At 70.7% G+C, this 18580-nt stretch carries 19 protein-coding genes; 7 read left to right on the forward strand and 12 right to left on the reverse strand.

Annotated features, from left to right (window positions below; genetic code table 11):
* Positions 1-10: 10 nt before the first annotated feature.
* The 3 genes from Ari01nite_RS26875 to Ari01nite_RS26885 are packed head-to-tail and all read right to left on the reverse strand — an operon-like array spanning position 11 to position 2664.
* Complete coding sequence (locus tag Ari01nite_RS26875; RefSeq protein WP_203784957.1) at positions 11-313, reverse strand: type II toxin-antitoxin system PemK/MazF family toxin; 303 nt, start codon at positions 311-313, stop codon at positions 11-13.
* Positions 313-543: a hypothetical protein gene (locus Ari01nite_RS26880; protein ID WP_203784958.1), complete on the reverse strand. Its 231-nt coding sequence runs from the start codon at positions 541-543 to the stop codon at positions 313-315. The genes Ari01nite_RS26875 and Ari01nite_RS26880 overlap by 1 nt, the downstream gene beginning before the upstream one ends.
* Before the next feature lie 54 nt (positions 544-597).
* On the reverse strand, positions 598-2664 hold the full coding sequence (locus tag Ari01nite_RS26885; protein ID WP_203784959.1) for an ATP-dependent DNA helicase: 2067 nt from the start codon (positions 2662-2664) through the stop codon (positions 598-600).
* A 55-nt stretch (positions 2665-2719) separates the two neighbouring features.
* On the opposite strand from Ari01nite_RS26885, the gene Ari01nite_RS26890 reads away from it, so the two are divergent.
* Positions 2720-3226, forward strand: coding sequence for a DUF402 domain-containing protein (locus Ari01nite_RS26890; protein WP_203784960.1), 507 nt, complete (start codon positions 2720-2722; stop codon positions 3224-3226).
* Here Ari01nite_RS26890 and sigJ read toward each other — a convergent pair.
* Positions 3206-4108, reverse strand: a complete 903-nt coding sequence (gene sigJ / locus Ari01nite_RS26895) for an RNA polymerase sigma factor SigJ (RefSeq protein ID WP_203784961.1) — start codon at positions 4106-4108, stop codon at positions 3206-3208. The two genes, Ari01nite_RS26890 and sigJ, sit on opposite strands and share 21 nt — an antisense overlap.
* Before the next feature lie 90 nt (positions 4109-4198).
* Between sigJ and Ari01nite_RS26900 the strand changes: the two genes are divergently transcribed.
* From Ari01nite_RS26900 to Ari01nite_RS26910, 3 genes are all read left to right on the forward strand, one after another.
* Positions 4199-5164, forward strand: coding sequence for a PI-PLC domain-containing protein (locus Ari01nite_RS26900; protein ID WP_203784962.1), 966 nt, complete (start codon positions 4199-4201; stop codon positions 5162-5164).
* A gap of 81 nt (positions 5165-5245) precedes the next feature.
* Positions 5246-5872, forward strand: coding sequence for a DUF47 domain-containing protein (locus Ari01nite_RS26905; RefSeq protein WP_203784963.1), 627 nt, complete (start codon positions 5246-5248; stop codon positions 5870-5872).
* A 3-nt stretch (positions 5873-5875) separates the two neighbouring features.
* The gene (locus Ari01nite_RS26910) at positions 5876-6883 is read left to right on the forward strand and encodes an inorganic phosphate transporter (protein WP_203784964.1); all 1008 of its coding nucleotides are present in this window, start codon (positions 5876-5878) and stop codon (positions 6881-6883) included.
* 208 nt (positions 6884-7091) lie between these two features.
* On the opposite strand, the gene Ari01nite_RS26915 is transcribed toward Ari01nite_RS26910, so the two are convergent.
* From Ari01nite_RS26915 to Ari01nite_RS26925, 3 genes are read right to left on the reverse strand one after another with little or no spacing between them, the layout of a single operon-like run.
* Positions 7092-8720, reverse strand: coding sequence for a glycoside hydrolase family 13 protein (locus Ari01nite_RS26915; protein ID WP_203784965.1), 1629 nt, complete (start codon positions 8718-8720; stop codon positions 7092-7094).
* A 32-nt stretch (positions 8721-8752) separates the two neighbouring features.
* Positions 8753-9799, reverse strand: a complete 1047-nt coding sequence (locus Ari01nite_RS26920; protein ID WP_203784966.1) for a LacI family DNA-binding transcriptional regulator — start codon at positions 9797-9799, stop codon at positions 8753-8755.
* A gap of 13 nt (positions 9800-9812) precedes the next feature.
* Complete coding sequence (locus Ari01nite_RS26925) at positions 9813-10790, reverse strand: Gfo/Idh/MocA family protein (RefSeq protein WP_203784967.1); 978 nt, start codon at positions 10788-10790, stop codon at positions 9813-9815.
* A gap of 89 nt (positions 10791-10879) precedes the next feature.
* On the opposite strand from Ari01nite_RS26925, the gene Ari01nite_RS26930 reads away from it, so the two are divergent.
* Positions 10880-11695, forward strand: a complete 816-nt coding sequence (locus Ari01nite_RS26930; RefSeq protein ID WP_203785107.1) for an NUDIX hydrolase — start codon at positions 10880-10882, stop codon at positions 11693-11695.
* A 21-nt stretch (positions 11696-11716) separates the two neighbouring features.
* Here the strand turns inward: Ari01nite_RS26930 and pstB are convergent, their stop codons facing one another.
* Genes pstB through pstS form a run of 4 tightly spaced genes read right to left on the reverse strand, consistent with a single transcriptional unit; the run spans position 11717 to position 15788 of the window.
* Positions 11717-12493 (reverse strand): phosphate ABC transporter ATP-binding protein PstB, encoded by a 777-nt coding sequence (pstB, locus tag Ari01nite_RS26935; RefSeq protein ID WP_203784968.1) that lies wholly within the window; start codon positions 12491-12493, stop codon positions 11717-11719.
* Positions 12494-12505: 12 nt separating this feature from the next.
* On the reverse strand, positions 12506-13555 hold the full coding sequence (gene pstA, locus Ari01nite_RS26940; RefSeq protein ID WP_239163077.1) for a phosphate ABC transporter permease PstA: 1050 nt from the start codon (positions 13553-13555) through the stop codon (positions 12506-12508).
* A gap of 32 nt (positions 13556-13587) precedes the next feature.
* Positions 13588-14649 carry a phosphate ABC transporter permease subunit PstC gene (pstC, locus tag Ari01nite_RS26945; RefSeq protein ID WP_203784970.1) on the reverse strand — a complete coding sequence of 354 codons (1062 nt, stop codon included), beginning with the start codon at positions 14647-14649 and terminating at the stop codon, positions 13588-13590.
* 41 nt (positions 14650-14690) lie between these two features.
* Entirely contained in the window at positions 14691-15788 is a 1098-nt protein-coding gene (gene pstS / locus Ari01nite_RS26950) for a phosphate ABC transporter substrate-binding protein PstS (RefSeq protein WP_203784971.1), read from the reverse strand.
* Between the two features lie 325 nt (positions 15789-16113).
* Between pstS and Ari01nite_RS26955 the strand changes: the two genes are divergently transcribed.
* Both Ari01nite_RS26955 and Ari01nite_RS26960 read left to right on the forward strand, forming a co-directional pair.
* Positions 16114-16662: an RNA polymerase sigma factor gene (locus Ari01nite_RS26955; RefSeq protein ID WP_203785108.1), complete on the forward strand. Its 549-nt coding sequence runs from the start codon at positions 16114-16116 to the stop codon at positions 16660-16662.
* Entirely contained in the window at positions 16659-17714 is a 1056-nt protein-coding gene (locus tag Ari01nite_RS26960) for a CU044_5270 family protein (protein ID WP_203784972.1), read from the forward strand. The genes Ari01nite_RS26955 and Ari01nite_RS26960 overlap by 4 nt, the downstream gene beginning before the upstream one ends.
* Here Ari01nite_RS26960 and mshD read toward each other — a convergent pair.
* Entirely contained in the window at positions 17711-18574 is an 864-nt protein-coding gene (mshD, locus tag Ari01nite_RS26965; RefSeq protein ID WP_203784973.1) for a mycothiol synthase, read from the reverse strand. The two genes, Ari01nite_RS26960 and mshD, sit on opposite strands and share 4 nt — an antisense overlap.
* Between the last annotated feature and the right edge of the window lie 6 nt (positions 18575-18580).

The following is an 18580-nucleotide window of genomic DNA, read 5'->3' on the forward strand; positions in this document are numbered from 1 at the left end:
CACGCCCGCGTCAGAGCGCGAGCGCCGCCCGCAACGCCATATCGACCATCTCGACACTCGCCGGCGCCAGCACACCGGACTGCTTGATCAGCGACGCTTTGCTGACCTCGCCGACCCGCGGGATCTGGGCCACGCCGAGCGCACTGCCATCACCGTCAGCGACGACCGGTTGGACGAGACCAGGGTCCGTGACATCAGAAATCGGCACGACGAGGACGTATGGCCGGGTAGCAGTGAGACCGTCGTTTCCTACCACCACAACCTTGTACTCGTGCCCGAGCCGGGACTTGACCCAGACGTCACCACGCTTCATCAGTCACCCTCCCGGAACATGCAGTCCTCCACGTCATCCGCCCAACCGGGAGGTTCGTCGGGAAATCGGCGATCGTTCTCGGCCGCCTGCTCGGCGGCGATCACCATGCCCTGCTCGCGGGCAACCTTGGAGAGCCAGTCTCCGAGCGACAGGTGCGCCGCCTCGGCCGCCCCCCGCGCGAGGTAGAGCGCTGTTTTGTCCATTTCGACGGTGACTTGTTCGGTGGGCATGCGTCTCAAGCTAGTGCAATTATCTGCAACAAGAGGGGTCATGAGTCAACTATACTAGTGACTAGCGTCTTTGGCGAGACGCTGGAGGGCACCAACAGCAACGTCGGGGCGGGTGGTGTACCAGAACGGGGGCAGGGACTTGCGCAGGAAAGCGCCGTAACCCCGGGCCGTCTCGAGGCGGGAGTCGAGCACCGCGACCACGCCCTTGTCGCCGGTGGAGCGGATCAGGCGGCCTACGCCCTGTGCCAGGCGGATCGCGGCTATCGGGACGCTCACCGAGGCGAAGCCGGAGCCGCCGGCGGCGTCGACCGCGGCGGCTCGGGCGGCGGCCAGGGGCTCGTCGGGACGGGGAAACGGGAGGCGGTCGATGACCACCAGCTGGCAGGCGTCGCCGGGGACGTCGACGCCCTGCCACAGGGACATGACGCCGAACAGGCAGCTGGGCTTGTCTTCCCGGAACTTGCGGACCAGCAGCGGCAGCGCCTCCTCGCCCTGGAGCAGGATCGGCAGGTCGGTGCGGGCGCGCAGCAGCTCGGCGGCCTGGGTGGCGGCGCGCCGCGACGAGAACAGGCCCAGGGTGCGGCCGCCCAGGGCCTCGACCAGCTTGAGCAGCTCGGCACCGGCCTGGTCGGGCAGGCCCGAGGCGGCCGGGCGGGGCAGGTGTGCCGCGACGTAGAGGATGCCCTGCTTGGGGTAGTCGAAAGGGGAACCTACGTCTAGTGAGGTCCAACCATCACCTGTTGTGGGCGGGGCGTCCGCGGTCAGTGCGCCGGGTGCGGCCGTCTCGGCAACCGCGGTGCGGGCGGACGGGACCGCGGGGGTGGCGGCGGGCAGGCCCAGCGAGCGGGCCACCGTGTCGAAGCGGCCGCCCAGGGTGAGCGTGGCCGAGGTGGCCACCACGGTGCGGTCGGCGTAGAGGCCCTGCGCCAGGGTGCCGGCCACCGAGAGCGGGGCGACCACCAGGGCGCGGCGGCCGCTGCCCAGGTCGGAGCGTTCGACCCAGGCGACGTCGAAGTCGGACTCCTCGAGCAGGCGCTGCGCGGTGTCGCTGAGGTCGCCCAGGGCCGCCTTGGCCTGCTGTTTGCGGACCGGGTCGGGGTCGTCGGCCTTGATGTCGCCGATCGCGGTGAGTGCGGCCCGGGTGGCGGTCTCGAGCAGGGTGACGGCCTGGCGGACCAGCGGGGGCAGGCCGGTGGTGAGGCGGCCGGCGGGCAGGTCGGCGAGGCCGACCGTGAGCGCGTCGGCGGCCTCGGCCAGGGACTCTGCCGCGGCCGGCGGGATCAGGGTGCGGGCTCTTTTCGCCGTACGCTCGATGGCGTCGGGGGTGAGCTCGGCCTGAGCGGCCGAGGAAACCCGATCGGCCAGCTCGTGCGCCTCGTCGACGATCAGCAGCTTGTGCGGCGGGACGATGTGCCGGTCGGCCAGCATGTCGACGGCCAGCAGGCTGTGGTTGGTGACCACGATGTCGGCCTCGCGGGCGCGGGCCCGGGACGCCTCGGCGAAGCACTCGGCACCGTATGGGCATTTCTGCGCGCCCACGCAGTCGCGGGCCGGCATCGAGACCTGGCGCCAGGCCGTGTCGTCGACGCCGGGGTCCAACTCGTCACGGTCGCCGGTCGCCGTCTTTTCCGACCAGGCCTGCAGGCGCTGGATCTGCTTGCCGAGCTTGCCCGCCTCGCCGAGCCACTGGGTGGCCCGCGGCGGCGCGTCGTCGAAGAGCGTGTCGGTCGGCGCCTCCTCGTCGGCGTGCTCCATCTTGGCCAGGCAGAGGTAGTGGTGCCGGCCCTTGAGGACGGCGAACGTGGGCTTCTTGCCGAGGACCGGCTCGACCGCGGCGGCGAGCCGGGGCAGATCGTGTTCGACCAGCTGGTTTTGCAGGGCCAGGGTGGCGGTGGAGACGACCACCGGGCCGTCGACCAGCAGCGCGGGCGTGAGGTAGGCCAGGCTCTTGCCGGTGCCCGTGCCGGCCTGGACGAGCAGGTGCTCACGGTCGCGGACGGCCTTGTCGATGGCGGCCACCATGGCCTGCTGACCGGGTCGGGAGGCGCCGCCGGGGACGGCACCCACGGCGGCGTTCAGGAGATCTTCGGCGGACGCCTTCTTGCGGGTTGCTGCGGGCACGGGGAGACGGTACCCGCCACCACCGACAGAAGCCGACCACCGTTAGGGTTCTCGCATGCCGCACGAGATGGTCCGGGTCGTCTACACGAAGTACGACGGCTCGGCCCACCGTGACTATCCGGCCCGCCGGTTCGACGAGGACGACCTGGGGGTCTGGGTCGGCGTCACGCACGGCACGCCCTCGGTCTACCACGGCCGGCAGTCCGTCGAGCAGATCCCGTTCGTGCTGCTGATCCCGCATCACGCGTGGTGGACCGGCATGTTCAACCCGCCACCGCGGACCAGCGAGGTGTACTGCGACATCACCACCCCGGCCCGGTGGGAGGGTGACACCGTACACATCATTGATCTTGATCTGGACGTGGTGCGGCGCCGGGAGACCGGCCTGGTCGAGTTGCGCGACGAGGACGAGTTCGACGAGCACCGGGTCGAGTTCGGTTACCCGGACGACCTGGTGGCCGAGGCCCGGGCGGCGGCCGGCCGGCTGATGGCGGCGCTCGGCGACGGCACCGAGCCGTTCGCCTCGCAGTACCACAAGTACCTACAGCAGGTCGTTCAATAAAAGCTTGTTCGGGTTCAGCTGGTTGAACAGGCCGGTGATCCGCCCGTCGGCGACGGCCGGCGCCAGCACCGAGAGCAGCGGCCGGCCGTCGGCGAATGTCCCCCGGATGAGCACCGCCGCCGACGTGCCGTTGACCAGCACCGGCTCCACCGTGGCCTCGGCCAGCTTGGTGCCGATGATGCCGAGGTAGAAGCGGGCCACCTTGTCGGCGCCGACGATCGCGCGGGTGCCCACGCCGGGCACGAGACCGCCACCGTCGCCGATGGCCACCACGTCGGGCGCCAGCACCGCGGCCAGGGCCTGCACGTCGCCGGTGTTCGCCGCCTCGAGGAACGCGCCGAGCACCCGGCGCTGCTCGGCCAGCCCGGCGTTGTGCCGGACGCCACCGGCGGCAACCGCCCGGCGGCCGCGCGAGGCGTGCTGCCGGGCCGCGGTCTCGGTGGTGCCGAGCACGGTGGCCACGTCTTCGAACGGCACCGCGAAGGCGTCGTGCAGCACCAGCGCGACCCGCTGCTCGGGGGTCAGTCGTTCGAGGACGACCAGGAGGGCGAGGGCGACCTGGTCGCTCATCTCGACCCGCCCGGCGGGATCGGCATCCGGATCGACCAGGTACGGCGGCAGCCACTGCCCCGGATAGGCCTCGCGACTCACCCGGGCCGACTTGAGGACGTCCAGGCAGATCCGGCCGGTGACCGTGGTGAGCCAGCCGCGCAGATCGCGGATCTCGCCGCCGGTGCGCGCCTTGGCGTACCGCAACCAGGCCTCCTGCACGGCGTCCTCGGCCTCGGCGCGGCTGCCCAGCATGCGGTAGGCGACGGCGAGCAGGTGCGGTCGCTCGGCCTCGAACTCCGTCTCGGGCGACGTGGTGGGCGGCAACGGCATGGAGGGAATTCTGCGCGAGATTGCCCGGCCGGGGGTAACACTTGTGACACAGTAGGAAACGCCTAATTCGGACTAATCGGATGGTGTGGTGTGAACGACAACGGTGCTACCTTCGCCGGCGGCCTGGCCGGCCTCGCCGGTGTGGCCGGCGCCGTTTCGATCGGCAACACGCTGCTGCGCCGGCCCGGGCCCTACCTGCCGGCCGCGCACGCGATCGCCAGCCCGCGCGCCGCCGACCCGCTGCCCGGCGTGTTGCGGCTCGGACTCGGCGGCCTGACCGTACCGGTCACCCCGGGCCCGCACGGCGAACTGTTCCTCGGTCCGGGCGGCCCGCAGCCGGGTCACACGCTGCGCCGGCTCGTCCTCACGCCACTGTTCGCCCGGGCCAAGACCCGCGGTGGACGGCTCGCCCGCGACCAGCAGGTGCCGTTCCGGCTGGTGGTCGAGTTCGTCGGGGCCAACCGGGAACCGGAGACGCTGCTGCGCGCGTACCAGATGCTCGATCAGCAGTTGCGCGACCACGCGGCGCTCCTCAGTCATTGCGACGGAAACACCCTGGTGCCGGGCGCGGTCACCGTGTCGGTTGCGGGCATTGTCGACGTACGCGAACTGCTTGCGGCCCAGCGCAAGCGGTACTGCTTCGCCGACGGCACGTTCGACGACCTCGGATCGCGCTCGGCACCACCCACCCTGGTCCCGATGATCAGCGAGCCGTGGGGGCGGCGGTTCGGGTGGGACGGCCGCGAGCCGATCCCGGCCGAGGAACGCCACCTGCTGCACGCCATGGTGCGGTCGGCGCACGACGACGGCCGTACCGTGCGGATCTCCGGCCTGCCGGAAGGCTCCCGCCGGGCCCGCCGCGCGGTGTGGACCGAACTGGGTGCGGCCGGCGTCGACGTGATCGCCGACGGAGACCAGCATGGACTCGTACGCCATCTGCGCCGGCACCCGGTGAGCCGTTGGGTACCCCGCGCGCCGCTGCCCACCCGAGCGGTCCGCCGCAGCTCACCACGCCCGAACGCACCCCGGCCAGAACGTCGCCACGAACCCGTTTAGCAGGCGAACGCAAGGTGAATCCAGGGGGACCGCTAGCATTCGTGGAGATCCAACCCACGCCCGTCGATCGAGGTCCGCGCCGTGAAGTTCTCCTTCCGCCCCGTGGAGGGCGCTTTCTACGATCTCTTCACCAAGGCTGCGCAAAATCTGGTCAAGGGCACCGAGCTGCTGAACGAACTGGCGCTGCCGGGTGTGGACGTGCAATCGGTCAGCGAACGGCTGACCGATGTGGAGCACGACAGCGACCAGATCACGCACGAGCTGTACCGCAAAATCAACTCGACCTTCATCACCCCGTTCGACCGGGCCGACATCTATTCGCTCGGCTCCCAGCTGGACGATGTGATGGACCACCTGGAGGCGGTCGGCAACCTGCTTTACCTGTACGGGTTGACCGAGTTGCCGTCGCTGCCGCGCGAGATGCACGAACTCATCACGGTCCTCGACCAGCAGGCCAAACTGACCGCCGAGGCGATGCCCAACCTGCGCTCGATGAAGGGCCTCGACGAGTACTGGATCGAGATCAACCGCCTGGAGAACGACGGCGACCGCGCGTACCGGATGCTCTTGGTTCGTCTTTTCTCCGGGGAGTACGACGCGCTGACCGTACTCAAGATGAAGGAGGTCGCCGACGAGTTGGAGGCGGCCTGCGACGCGTTCGAGCACGTGGCGAACACGGTCGAGACGATCGCCGTCAAGGAGTCGTAGACTTTGTCTCCCGAGCTCGTAGCAGCTCTCGCGGTGATCCTGGCTGCGATGGCGTTCGACTACACGAACGGCTTCCACGACGCGGCGAACGCGATCGCCACCAGCGTCAGCACCCGCGCGCTCACCCCGCGGGCCGCGCTGGCGATGGCCGCGGTGGGCAACTTCATCGGCGCCCACTTCGGCGCCGGCGTGGCGAAAACCGTCGGTGACGGCCTGGTCAAGCTCCCGGTCGGCATCCCCAGCCTGGGCGTGGTCTTCGCCGGCGTGCTGGGGGCCATCGCCTGGAACCTGATCACCTGGTACTTCGGCCTGCCGTCCAGCTCGTCGCACGCCCTGTTCGGCGGCCTGGTCGGTGCCACCCTGTGGTACACCAACGGCACCGTCGAGTGGCTCACCATCACCGAGAAGGTGCTGATCCCGATGGTCGCCTCGCCGATCGTCGGCCTGCTCCTCGGCTTCGCCGCCATGGTCGCGATCATGTGGATCTTCCGCCGCGGCAACCCCGGCAAGCTCAACCGCGGCTTCCGCATCGCCCAGACCGTCTCGGCCGCCGCGATGTCCGTCGGCCACGGCATGCAGGACGCGGCCAAGACCATGGGCATCGTGGTGCTCGCGCTGTACACGGCCGGCTTCCAGGAGAGCTCCACGCACATCCCGTGGTGGGTGTTCTGGACGTCGGCGGCGGTCCTGGCGGCCGGCACCTACGCCGGCGGCTGGCGCATCATCCGGACCCTGGGCCGCAAAATCATCGACCTGGGCCCGTCCGAGGGCTTCGCGGCCGAGACGGTGGCCAGCTCGGTGCTGTTCTTCAACGCCCTGGTCCTGCACGCCCCGATCTCGACGACCCACACGATCACTTCGGCCATCATGGGTGTAGGCGCCACGAAGCGGCTGAGCGCGGTCCGCTGGAACGTGGCCGGCAACATCGTGATCGCCTGGATCACCACGTTCCCGGCGGCGGCGCTGTTCGCCAGCCTCTTCTACTTCGCCGTCCGGCCCCTCTTCACCTGATCTTCAGGGCCGGCGGCGCTCGAGGAGCTGGCCGAGGCCGGAATCCTGAGCCGGAAGCGCGTCGCCCGCGGCACCGTCGCTTACCTCGCGCGCGACGTGTTCAACCTGCTCACCTTGACCGAGCGGCAGTTGGCGAGCACGCGTTGGGACACACCCCGGCGCCCCGCCCCGGCCCGACCCCAAGCGGGTCGGACCGGTCAGGGACAACTCAGAGGGACCACCAGACGGTGGTGTCGGGCGGGAGTATGGCGGTGCCGTCCTCCATGGTCAGCGGGCCGCTCGCGATCAGCAGTTCGCCCGGCCGGTTGAGGCGGAGGGGCTCGGTGGTCATGTTGACCGTGCAGCGGAAGCCCTCGCCGCGGTCGAAGGCCAGTACGCCCTCGGGCGCGTCCTGCCAGGTCAGGTCTTCGTTGTGGAAGACCTTGCGGCGTAGCGCCAAGGCGTCGCGGTACATCGTCAGGGTGGCGCCGGGCACGCCGTCCTGGGCCTGGACGCTCAGGGCGGCCCAGGAGGGGGGCTGCGGGAGCCAGGTCGGGGCGCCCGCCGGGCCGAAGCCGTACGGGGTCTCGGCGCCGCTCCACGGGATCGGGACGCGGCAGCCGTCGCGGTAGCCGTCCTGACCGGTGGCGCGGTGGAACGCCGGGTCCTGGCGCACCTCCGGCGGCAGGTCGATCACCTCAGGCAGGCCCAGTTCCTCGCCCTGATAGAGGTACGCCGAGCCGGGCAACGCCAGCAGCAGCAGCGACGCCGCCCGGGCCCGGTGCAGGCCCGCCACCGGGTCGACCTCGGTGGGGCGGCGGCCGGCGACGTCGCCCTGGGTGTCCTGCATCAGGCGGTTGGTGTGCCGGACCACGTCGTGATTCGAGAGCGTCCACGTGGTGGGTGCGCCCACCGCACCCATCGCGTTGAGCGACGCGGCGATCATTTTGCGCTGGTCGCCGGCGTTCCATGAGGTGCCCAGGTAGCTGAAGTTGAACGCCTGGTGCAGCTCGTCGGCGCGAACGTAGTCGGCCACCCGGGACAGCGTGGGCGCCCACGCCTCGGCCACCGCGATCCGCTCGCCGGGGTACTCGTCGAGGATTCTGCGCCAGCTGCGGTAGATCTCGTGGACGCCGTCGCGGTCGAAGCACGGGCTCTCGCCGACGTCGAGCAGATGCCACTCGGTGGGGCGGCCGATGTCCGGCAGCCCGGCCTCTTTGACCAGGCCGTGCGCCACGTCGATGCGGAAGCCGTCGACGCCCAGGTCGAGCCAGAAGCGCAGGATGGTGCGGAACTCGTCGGCCACCGCGGGGTGGTCCCAGTTGAAGTCGGGCTGCTCGGCGGCGAACAGGTGCAGGTACCACTGGCCGTCGGGAACCTGCGTCCAGGCCGGGCCGCCGAAGATGGACGGCCAGTCGTTCGGCGGAAGAGAGCCGCGACCCTCCCGGAAGTGATAGCGGGCCCGCAGCGGCGACCCCGGGCCCTCAGCCAGCGCCTGCTGGAACCATTCGTGCTGGTCGGACGAGTGGTTCGGCACCAGGTCGACGATCACCCGCAGACCCAGGTCGTGGGCGTCGGTGACCAGGCCGCGGGCGTCCTCGACGGTGCCGAAGATCGGGTCCACGGTGCGGTAGTCGGCCACGTCGTAGCCGGCGTCGGCCTGCGGTGACAGGTAGAAGGGCGACAGCCACACCGCGTCGACGCCCAGGTCGCGCAGGTACGGCAGGCGGCTGCGGATGCCGGGCAGGTCGCCGATGCCGTCGCCGTTCGCGTCGGCGAAGCTGCGCGGATAAATCTGGTAGATGACCGCGTCTCGCCACCAAGGAGCGGGGGGACGCGGCGCGAGGAGATCGGTCATAGCCGATCACAGTATCAGGTTACTAACTCGTGTTACATCCGTGGTTTCGCCGCCGACTCGCGAACCATCAGGGTGGTGCCGAGGAACTGGTGCGGATGCTGGTCCTCGCCGCGGACCGCGGAGATCAGGAAGCTGGCGGCGCTGCGGCCCTTGGTGACGATGGGCTGCCGCACGGTGGTCAGCCGGGGGCGGAACCAGGCCGACTCGGCCAGGTCGTCGAAGCCGGTCACCGAGACGTCCCCGGGCACGTCCAGGCCCAGTTCGCCGAGGGCGTCGACGGCGCCGTACGCGAGCACGTCGGACAGCGCCAGGATCGCGGTCGGCCGCTCGGCGGCGGACATCAGCTGCTTGGTGGCGCGGTATCCCTCGTACCGGCTCACCGGCACCTCGGCCAGCGCGACGTCGGACATCGCGAGGCCCGCGGTGGCCAGCGCCTCGGCGATCCCGGTCAGCCGGCGGCCGAGCGGGCCGCGGTAACCCCGGGTCGCCACGTCCGGACCCGGGCCGATGGACAGCAGCGCGATCCGCCGGTGGCCGAGTTCGAGCAGGTAGCGGGCCACGTCGTGAGCCCCGCCCCGGTCGTCGACCTCGACGCTCGCCGCGTTCTCGAAGCGGTCGCTGTCGACCAGGACGTACGGGATGCCGCGGCGCTCCAGCTCGACCACCTCGGCGCCCTCGGTCTCCAGACCGCAGACGATGAAGCCGTCCACCGCCGCGTACGGGATCGCCTTGAGCACCGAATCCCCCAGCGGCGGGGTGAGCAGCAGCGTGTAGCCCTCCTGGTCGCAGATCTGCCCGACGCCCATCAGGAAGCGGGCGTAGTACGGGTTTTCCATGACCTGGGCCAGCCGCTGCGGCAGCAGCACCCCGATCGAAGTGGTGGTGCCGGCCTGCAGCATCCGGGCGAGCGTGTTCGGCGTGTAGCCGAGCGCGGCGGCCGCCGCGAGAATGCGTTCACGGGTTGCCGCCGAGATCCGCTGCGGGTTGTTGAACGCGAACGAGACGGCCGACCGGGACACCCCGGCGGCCGCGGCCACGTCGCTCGACGTCGGCTTGCCGCCGACTTTCCTCGACGGCATGGGCCCACAATAGTCAGTACGCGACGCCGATCTCGTCGCGGATCGTGTCGAGCAGCCCCATGATCTCCAAAGTGGTGGCGTGCGGGACGTGCGGGCTCTCCAGGTCGCCGGCCAGGATGCACCGCTGCACCTCGGCCGCCTCGAACTGGTAACCGTTGCCCTCGAACGGGAACTGGAACGTCTCCGGCGCGTGGTTCGGCCGGTTCAGCACGAACTCGCGCGGCACGAAGAAGCCGGGCGGCAGGTCGATCCGGCCGTCGGTGCCGGTGATCGACGCGCCGTTCCGGCTGTTGCCGTTGATGCTGCAGGTGAGGGCCGCGACCGCGCCCGCCTCCCAGCCGAGCAGGACGCCGGTGTTCTCGTCCACGCCCTCCGGGGTCAGGTGCGCCCAGGCCTGCACCGACCGCGGCGCGCCCATGATCAGGTGGGCCAGGTGGATCGGGTAGACGCCCAGGTCGAGCAGCGCGCCGCCGCCCAGCTTCGGGTTGCGCAGCCGGTGCTCGGCCTCGAACGGGCCCTGGAGACCGAAGTCCGCGTGGATGGCGCTGACCCAGCCGATCGCCCCCTCGGCGACCAGTTCGGCCACCTTGAGCACGGCCGGGTTGAGGCGCATCCACATCGCCTCCATGAGGAACACGCCCCTGGTGTGCGCGGCCTGCACCAGCGACGCCGCCGACGCCAGGTCCAGCGTGATCGGCTTTTCCACCAGGACGGCCTTGCCGCCCTCGATGCAGGTCAGGGCCGCGTCCAGGTGCTGCGCGTGCGGCGTGGCCACATAGACGACGTCCACGTCCGGGTCGGCGGCGAGTTCGGCATAGGAGCCGTAGGCGCGGGCGAAGCCGAACCGTTCGGCGAACGCGGCGGCGGTCTCCGCGGACCGCGAACCGACCGCGGCGAGTTCGGCGCCCGGCGCGAGCGGCAGGTCCCGGGCGAACTGTGCGGCGATCCCGCCGAGGCCGACGATGCCCCAGCGGACCTTCTGTTCGGTCATGATCGCCACGGTAGTACCTCGGCCGCCTCCAATGGCAGGATCGACGGGTGACCGACTCGAATGCGGGCCGACCGGCCGAGGTATCCGCGATGTCGTTACCACCCGCTCTGGTGCAGCGCGCCCGCGAGTTTCGCGGCGAACCCGCGCCCGTGCGCCCCGCGGCCACCGTCGTTCTCCTACGCCCCGAGGGTGGCAAATTCCAGCTGTACGTGGTGAAGCGAGCCGCCACCATGGTCTTCGGCGGCCTGTACGCCTTCCCCGGCGGCGGCGTGGACCCGTCCGACCGGCCCGAGACGATCCGCCACGACTGGGCCGACCGGCTCGGCGTGCCCGACGAGCAGGCCCGGGCCGTGGTCGGCGCGGCCGCCCGGGAACTGTTCGAGGAGGCCGGCGTGCTGCTGGCCGGCCCGGTCGGCGAACTCGACCGGACGGTGAGCGACGGCACGCTGACCGGCGTGGTGTCGCACGGGGTCGTCGGCGACGTGAGCGCGGACGACTGGGAGGCCGACCGCGCGGCCGTGGCGGCCCGCGAGCTGACCATGACCGAGTTGCTGGCCCGGCGCGGGCTGCGGTTGCGCGACGACCTGTTGCTGCCCTGGGCGCGCTGGATCACACCGGAGTTCGAGCCGCGGCGCTTCGACACGTGGTTCTTCGTGGCCCTGCTGCCGGACGGCCAGACGGCCCGCGACGTGTCCGGCGAGAGCGAGGCGGTCAGCTGGATCGACCCCTCGGCCGCGGACGGTTTGGCCATGCTCCCGCCGACCCGCTCGACCGTCGACTCGCTCTCGGCGTACCGCCGCATTGAAGAAGTGGTCGCGGCCGCGACGCGCCGCGATGCCGCAACCCCGGTCATGCCTCGCGTGGAGATCACGCCGGAGGGCGGCGCCGTCCTGCACCTGCCGTGAGACGGCGCCGCCGGGCCGTGATTAGCCGAAGCGACCGGTGATGTAGTCCTCGGTCTTCTTCTCGGTCGGGTTGCTGAAGATCTTCTGGGTGTCGTCGTATTCGATCAGGCGGCCCGGGTCGCCGGTCTTGTCGATCGAGAAGAACCCGGTCCGGTCGCTGACCCGGGCGGCCTGCTGCATGTTGTGCGTGACGATGATGATCGTGAAGCGGTCCTTCAGCTTGAACATCAGGTCCTCGATCGCCAGCGTCGAGATCGGGTCGAGCGCCGAACAGGGCTCGTCCATGAGCACCACCTGCGGCTCGACCGCGATGGTGCGGGCGATGCAGAGCCGCTGCTGCTGGCCGCCGGACAGGCCGGCACCGGGACGGCCGAGCCGGTCCTTGACCTCCTCCCAGAGGTTGGCCGAGCGCAGCGACTGCTCGCACGCGTCGTCCAGCAGAGACTTCTTCTTGACCCCGTTGAGCTTGAGGCCGGCCACCACGTTCTCGTAGATCGACATGGTGGGGAACGGGTTGGGCCGCTGGAAGACCATGCCGATCATGCGACGGACCGCGGTGACGTCCACGTCGGCGTCGTAGATGTTCTGGTCGTCGATGGTCAGCCGGCCCTCGATGCGGGCGTTCGGCAGCACCTCGTGCATCCGGTTGATCGACCGCAGGAAGGTGGACTTGCCGCAACCGGACGGCCCGATCAGAGCGGTGATCGTCTTGGGTTCGACGGTCATCGAGATACTGTCGATCGCCTTGAACGAGCCGTAGTAGGAGGAGACGTTGCTCGCCTCGATGCGCTTGGCCATGGTGGACACCTCTTAACGGGACAGACTGTTGCGACGGGCGAGCATCTTGGCCGCGATCGTCAGGATGAGCACGAGGGCGACGAGCGTCAGCGCGGCGGTCCAGGCGCGCGCCGGTGCGTACCGGGAGGCGTCGCCGGCCTGCTGGTACACGAAGAGCGCCAGGGACGACTGATTGCCGCCGAACGGATCGAAGTTGATCGCGGCGGCACCGCCGGCGACCAGCAGGACCGGGGCCGTCTCGCCGGCCGCCCGGGCGACCGCGAGCATGATGCCGGTGACGATGCCGGGCAGCGCGGTCGGCACCACGATCTTGAGGATCGTCTTCCACTGCGGCACGCCGAGCGCGTACGCGCCCTCCCGCAGCGGCCCCGGCACCAGTCGCAACATCTCCTCGGTGGAGCGGACGATGGTCGGCAACATCAGCACCGACAGCGCCAGCGCGGCGGCGAAGCCGGAGAAGCGCGGCTGCCCGTCGTTGAACCAGGGGCTGACGATCAGCACCCAGAACGCCAGGATGAACAGGCCGGCCACGATGGACGGGATGCCGGTCATCACGTCCACGAAGAAGCGGACCGTGTTGGCGAACCGCCCCCGGCCGTACTCGACCAGGTAGATCGCGCCGAGCACGCCGAGTGGCACGGCGATCAGGGTGGCGATGGCGACCTGCTCGAGGGTGCCGATGATGGCGTGATAGGCGCCGCCGTTCGGGTCGCGGGCGCCGATGTTGTTCATCGAGGTTCCGAAGAAGTCACCGTCCAGCCGCTCGACGCCCTTGGAGATCAACGTCCACACCACCGAGGCGAGCGGCAGGATGGCGAGCACGCAGGCCGAGTAGATCAGCGACTTCCAGGCCCGGTTGCGGGCGGCGCGCCGGCCCTCCACCCGGCTCGCCGCCGCGAACAGGCCGGCCAGGTAGAGGATGCCGGCCACCACCAGCACCAGGACCCAGTTGCCGATGCCGAGGCCGTAGACGACGACGGCACCGAGCAGCACGGCGAGGACCGCGATGCCGATGTTCACGCCGAGCGACAGCTTCCTGGTCCGAATGTTGTCCGGCGTCATGACGACGCTCTTGAGCTCGCGTTCGAGAAGACTCATGCGGCACTGTCCCGGAATTCGCGGCGGCGGTAGATGATCGCCCGGGCCGCCATGTTGACCACCAGGGTGATGGCGAACAGCACCAGACCGGACGCGATGAGCGCGCCGCGGCCGGTGGCGTTGGCCTCGCCGAAGGTGTTGGCGATGTTGGCGGCGATCGAGTTGCCGCCGTTTTCGATCACGTTGAACGAGATGTTGAAGACCGTGCCGAGCGTCAGCGCCAGGGCGATCGTCTCGCCGAGCGCGCGGCCCAGGCCGAGCATCACCGCGGCGATCACGCCGGGCTTGCCGTAGGGCAGCACCGAGGTCCGGATCATCTCCCATTTGGTGGCGCCCAGGGCGAGCGCCGCCTCCTCGTTCATGGCCGGGGTCTGCTGGAAGACCTCCCGGGAGAGCGAGGTGACGATCGGTAGCACCATGATCGCCAGGACCAGGCTGCCGAGCAGAACCGAGCGGCCGAACGGTCCGTCACCGCCGAAGATCGGAATCCAGCTGAAGTACGTGTTGAGCCAGACCGAGAAGTCCCGGACCGGCTCGAGGAAGACGTCCCGCCCCCACAGGCCGAACACCACACTGGGCACAGCGGCGAGCAGATCGATGGTGAAACCCAGCGGGTTGGCGAGCCGCTTGGGCGCGTAGTGCGACAGGAACAGCGCGATGCCCAGCGCGATGGGAACCGCCACGATGAGCGCGATGATCGAGGTCAGCACCGTGCCGAAGGCCAGGGCCGCGATGCCGAACTTGGGCTCGGAGTCGTTCGGGAACCACTGCTTGAAGGTCAGGAAGTTCTCGGTGTCGGCCTGGATCGCGGGCACGGCCTTCGAGATCAGGAAGACCGCGATGGCCACGATGATGACCAGCACCATCGCGCCGGCCGCGGTCGAGACGCCGCGGAACCCGGTCTCCATCGAGAACCGGGCCTTCTTGGGCAGGGCTCCACCGCCGCCGATCGGGGGTTGTTTGTAGCTTCTCGGCGAAACGCCGGTGCCGGCGGACCGGGGATCAGTACCCGGGCCGCCGGCGGTGGCGTTCGTCGAGCGGGAGGGGTAGTCACCCATCTGCTCGCTCGCTGTCGTTCGGAGGGATGTGGTGTACGGCGTCAGCTGATCGAGGCGACCGAAGCCTCGACCTTGGCGCGCACGGACTCGGGCAGCGGCGCGTAGCCGAGTTCGGCCAGTGCCGACTGGCCGCCGGTGCTCGCGGTGTAGGACAGGAACGCCTTGATGTCGGCGGCCTTCGCGGAACCCTTGCTGCAGGTGATCTCGTACGTGATCAGGACGATCGGGTACGCGCCGGCGGTGCTGGTGGCGTAGTCGATCTCCATCTTGAGGTCGCTGCCGGTGCCGGTGACCTTGGCGCCCTCGATGGCCTTACCGGCGCTCTCGCCGGTCAGCTCGACGAACTCGCCGGCGCCGTTCTTGACCTTCGCCTGCTGGAGCTCGCTGTTCTCGGCGAACGACAGCTCGACGTACGAGATCGTGCCCGGGGTGCTCTTGACCTGGCTGGCCACCCCATCGGACTTGGCCGCACCGGTGCCGCCCGGGGCCTTCCACGCCTTGGCGTTGCCGAACGTCCAGTCGGCCTCGGCGGTCTTGCTCAGGTACTTGGTGAAGTTGTCCGTGGTGCCGGACTCGTCCGAGCGGTGCACCGACTGGATCGTCGTGGCCGGCAGCTTGGCGCCGCTGTTCAGCGCCGCGATGGCCGGGTCGTCCCACTTGGTGATCTTGCCGCCGAAGATCTTGGCGAGGGTAGAGGCGTCCAGTTGGAGGCCGTCGACACCCTCGAGGTTGTAGACGACGGCGATCGGGCCGATCACCATCGGCAGGTGCAGAGCGGCACCGCCGCCGCACTTCGCGTCGGCCTGGGTCTGCTCGTCCTCCTTGAGGGCGGAGTCCGAACCGGCGAAGTCGGCGGTGCCGGAAATGAAGGCCTGGATACCGGCGCCGGAGCCGGTGCCCTGGTAGTCGATCTTGGCGTTCGAACACTGACCCTGGTAGGTCTTGATCCACTCGTCCATGGCGTTCTTCTGGGCCGTGGAGCCCTGCGCCGTCAGACTGCCAGACGAGCAGTTACCAGCCGCCACGGAAGCGTCGGAGCTTCCGCCCGCCGGCGTGTTGTTGTCCGAGCCGCACGCGGCGAGCGCGAGCGTCGCAGTCAAAGCAATGCCGGCCAGGTAACCGGACCGCTGGAGCTTCACAATCGTCCCTTCGGGGTGAGGTGCACAGATGCCGATCTCGCACCGGCACACCCGAAACCTAAATTCGGTAGGTAGACGCCGCCCCGGCCACAAATGAACGAGCGGTGAACAGGTGCGGCCCGCGAGGTGGCCTTGCCCTGAGCCCGAGTTGTCCGTTCCGTGAACTGGGAGGTCGGAGTCCGTAATGACGGATAAGTCGGCGAATCCCGGCCCGGCCGGCGCACCGCGTGAACCCGAATCGGCGGTCGCGGAAAGACACTGGTGACAACTCTTCGTCGAGGAGGTTCCCGTGGCCCGGGTCGAAGCCCAAGGTGACGCCGAGGTGATGCGGGCGTCGATCGCCGAGCCGGACCGGTTCGCGACGCTGTACGACCGGTACGCCGGAGCCCTCTACCGGTACGCGCACCAGCGGGTCGGTCCGCAGGCGGCGCAGGACGTCGTCGCGGAGACGTTCCTGGCCGCGTTCCAGCGGCGGACCGCCTACGACGCGAACCGGCCCGAGGCCCGACCGTGGCTGTTCGGCATTCTCACCCGCAAGCTGGCCCGCTACCGCCGGTCGGAACGGGCCGACTATCGGGCCCTGTCCCGTTCCTCGGTGGACACGACGATCGACGGTCCGGCCGACGTGGTGGCCGAACGCGTCACGGCGCACGCCGCGCGGGCCGCGCTGGGCGCGGCGCTGGCCGGCCTGCCGGCCCGCGACCGGGACGTCCTGCTGCTGGTGGCGTGGGGCGAACTGAGCTACGAGGAGGTCGCGGCCGCGCTCGGCATCCCGGTGGGCACGGTGCGGTCCCGCCTCAACCGCGCCCGCCGGAAGGTCAAGGAATCCCTGGGCGGCGTCAACCCGATCAGTGCAACGGAGGACGACCGATGACAAACGACCTGATGCTGCTCCGCGAACTCGGCGAGGACCGCGGGCCCGGCGCCGGCGCGCCACCGGCCGACCTGCGCCGCCGGGTCCTCACCGGGGCGCCCCGCCGGCACCGTCCGGCGGTCTGGCGGCTCGCCGGGCTGGGCGCGGCCGCGGTAGCCGTCGCCCTGGCCGGCAGCCAGGCGCTGAACACGCCGGCCCCGGTGGTTCCGGATCCGCCGTCCACCGGCGCGGTGGCCGCGAAGCCGGAGGCCGCGGTCGTGCTGCGCCTGGCCGCGCAGCACGTCACGGCCGCGCCGGCGCCGACCGGGCGGGCCGACCAGTTCGTCTTCGTCGCCTACGTGCAGGCCGGCATCCGCATCCACAACCAGGGCCGGGACGACGCCGGCCACCGGGTGGTCCGGGTGACGCCGGCGCCGCCGCGTTCGGTCGAGGAGTGGCGATCGGTCGACGGCAAACACGACGGGGTGAGCCGGTCCCGGGAGTATTCGTCGTCGCAGGAGTGGGTGCGGGTGCCGGTCCCCGGCTGCCGGAACGGCCGGTGGGCGCCGACCCTCGACCGGCCCGGACACACCGAGTCGTGCACGCCGCAGCCGGCGAGCCGGCCGGACCTGCCGACCGATCCCGCGGCCATGCGGCGCTACCTCTACCGGGCGGAGGCCGGGTCCGAGGGGTTCGGCGGTAACGTGCCGGCCGACCAGCGGGCGTTCCGCCGGGCCACCGAGGTGCTCCGGGTCAGCCTGCTCAGGCCGCAGGTGCAGGCCGCGGTGTTCGAGGCGGTCTCCACCGTCCCCGGCACCACCGTGCGGACCGGCGCCCGGGACGTCACCGGCCGGCCCGGCGTGGCCGTCACCCGGGTGGCCGAGGGCATCCGCGACGAACTGCTCTTCGACCCGTCGTCCTACGCCTACCTGGGCGCCAACTCGACCGTGGTCACCGCGACCGCGCTGTCGTCCGCCGACCTGCGGGTCACCGGGCTGCGGCCGGGCGACGCCATCGCCCGGGAGGCCATCCTCTCGGCGGCCGTCGCCGACACCGCGGGCCGGCGGCCCTAGGGTCGCTGGTAGTTGACGTCGGTCTTGTGGACCTCGAAGCCGAGCCGGCGGTACAGCGCCACGGCCGCCTCGTTCGACTCGTCGACGTACAGCATGGCCTGGGTGAGGCCGGCCGACGCCAGGTGGCGCAGGCCGGCCACGCTCAGCGCCGCGCCCAGGCCGCGCCGGTGGCCACCCGGGACGACACCCAGCACGTAGATCTCGCCGAGGGCAGGTTCGCCGCCCGCGGGTGGGTGGACCTTGGTCCAGTGGAAGCCGACCAGGGTGTCCGCGGCGTCGACGGCCAGCAGGAAGCCGTCCGGGTCGAACCACGGCTCGGCCTCGCGCACCAGCACGTCGTCGAGGGTCCAGCGGCCCTGCTCGGGATGGTGGGCGAAGGCCCGGGAGTTGACCCCCAGCCAGGCCGGCTCGTCCTGCCCCGGGCGGAACGCGCGCAGCGTCACGCCGTCGGGCAGCGGCAGCGAGGGCAGGGGGGTGCCCAGTGGACGCCGCATCTGCCACAGGACGCGGACCCGGTCGAAACCGTGCCGCGCCGCGAACTCGCGGGCGCCGGGCTCGTCGCCGTGTGCCCAGAAGGCCAGCGGTCCGGCACCGGCCGCCACCAGCAGGGCGGTGCCGTGGCCGCGACGACGGAACGCCGGATGCACGACCAACTCGCCGGAACTGTCGACATAGGCGTAACCGGCCAGCGTGTCGTCGGCGTACGAGAGCAGGTGCTTGCCGCCGCCGTTGCGGACGCGGAGCACGGTGTCCTCGGAGAGCGGATAAGCACCGTCGAACCGTTCGGCGGCGGCGGCCAACGTCAGGACGTCGGCCGCCTCCCCGGCGGTCAACCGGTCCGTGGACCGGACTTTCGTCATTCGAGC

This window comes from Paractinoplanes rishiriensis, assembly GCF_016862375.1.
In the GTDB taxonomy this organism is placed as follows: domain Bacteria; phylum Actinomycetota; class Actinomycetes; order Mycobacteriales; family Micromonosporaceae; genus Actinoplanes; species Actinoplanes rishiriensis.

Coding starts and splice junctions, on each gene's coding strand:
- Ari01nite_RS26930 (WP_203785107.1), top strand. CDS start 10,880: ATGTCGTTACCACCCGCTCTGGTGCAGCGCGCCCGCGAGTTTCGCGGC.
- Ari01nite_RS26890 (WP_203784960.1), top strand. CDS start 2,720: ATGCCGCACGAGATGGTCCGGGTCGTCTACACGAAGTACGACGGCTCG.
- Ari01nite_RS26955 (WP_203785108.1), top strand. CDS start 16,114: ATGCGGGCGTCGATCGCCGAGCCGGACCGGTTCGCGACGCTGTACGAC.
- Ari01nite_RS26920 (WP_203784966.1), bottom strand. CDS start 9,799: ATGCCGTCGAGGAAAGTCGGCGGCAAGCCGACGTCGAGCGACGTGGCC.
- Ari01nite_RS26915 (WP_203784965.1), bottom strand. CDS start 8,720: ATGACCGATCTCCTCGCGCCGCGTCCCCCCGCTCCTTGGTGGCGAGAC.
- mshD (WP_203784973.1), bottom strand. CDS start 18,574: ATGACGAAAGTCCGGTCCACGGACCGGTTGACCGCCGGGGAGGCGGCC.
- Ari01nite_RS26925 (WP_203784967.1), bottom strand. CDS start 10,790: ATGACCGAACAGAAGGTCCGCTGGGGCATCGTCGGCCTCGGCGGGATC.
- sigJ (WP_203784961.1), bottom strand. CDS start 4,108: ATGCCGTTGCCGCCCACCACGTCGCCCGAGACGGAGTTCGAGGCCGAG.
- pstC (WP_203784970.1), bottom strand. CDS start 14,649: ATGGGTGACTACCCCTCCCGCTCGACGAACGCCACCGCCGGCGGCCCG.
- pstA (WP_239163077.1), bottom strand. CDS start 13,555: ATGACGCCGGACAACATTCGGACCAGGAAGCTGTCGCTCGGCGTGAAC.
- pstB (WP_203784968.1), bottom strand. CDS start 12,493: ATGGCCAAGCGCATCGAGGCGAGCAACGTCTCCTCCTACTACGGCTCG.
- Ari01nite_RS26960 (WP_203784972.1), top strand. CDS start 16,659: ATGACAAACGACCTGATGCTGCTCCGCGAACTCGGCGAGGACCGCGGG.
- Ari01nite_RS26875 (WP_203784957.1), bottom strand. CDS start 313: ATGAAGCGTGGTGACGTCTGGGTCAAGTCCCGGCTCGGGCACGAGTAC.
- Ari01nite_RS26880 (WP_203784958.1), bottom strand. CDS start 543: ATGCCCACCGAACAAGTCACCGTCGAAATGGACAAAACAGCGCTCTAC.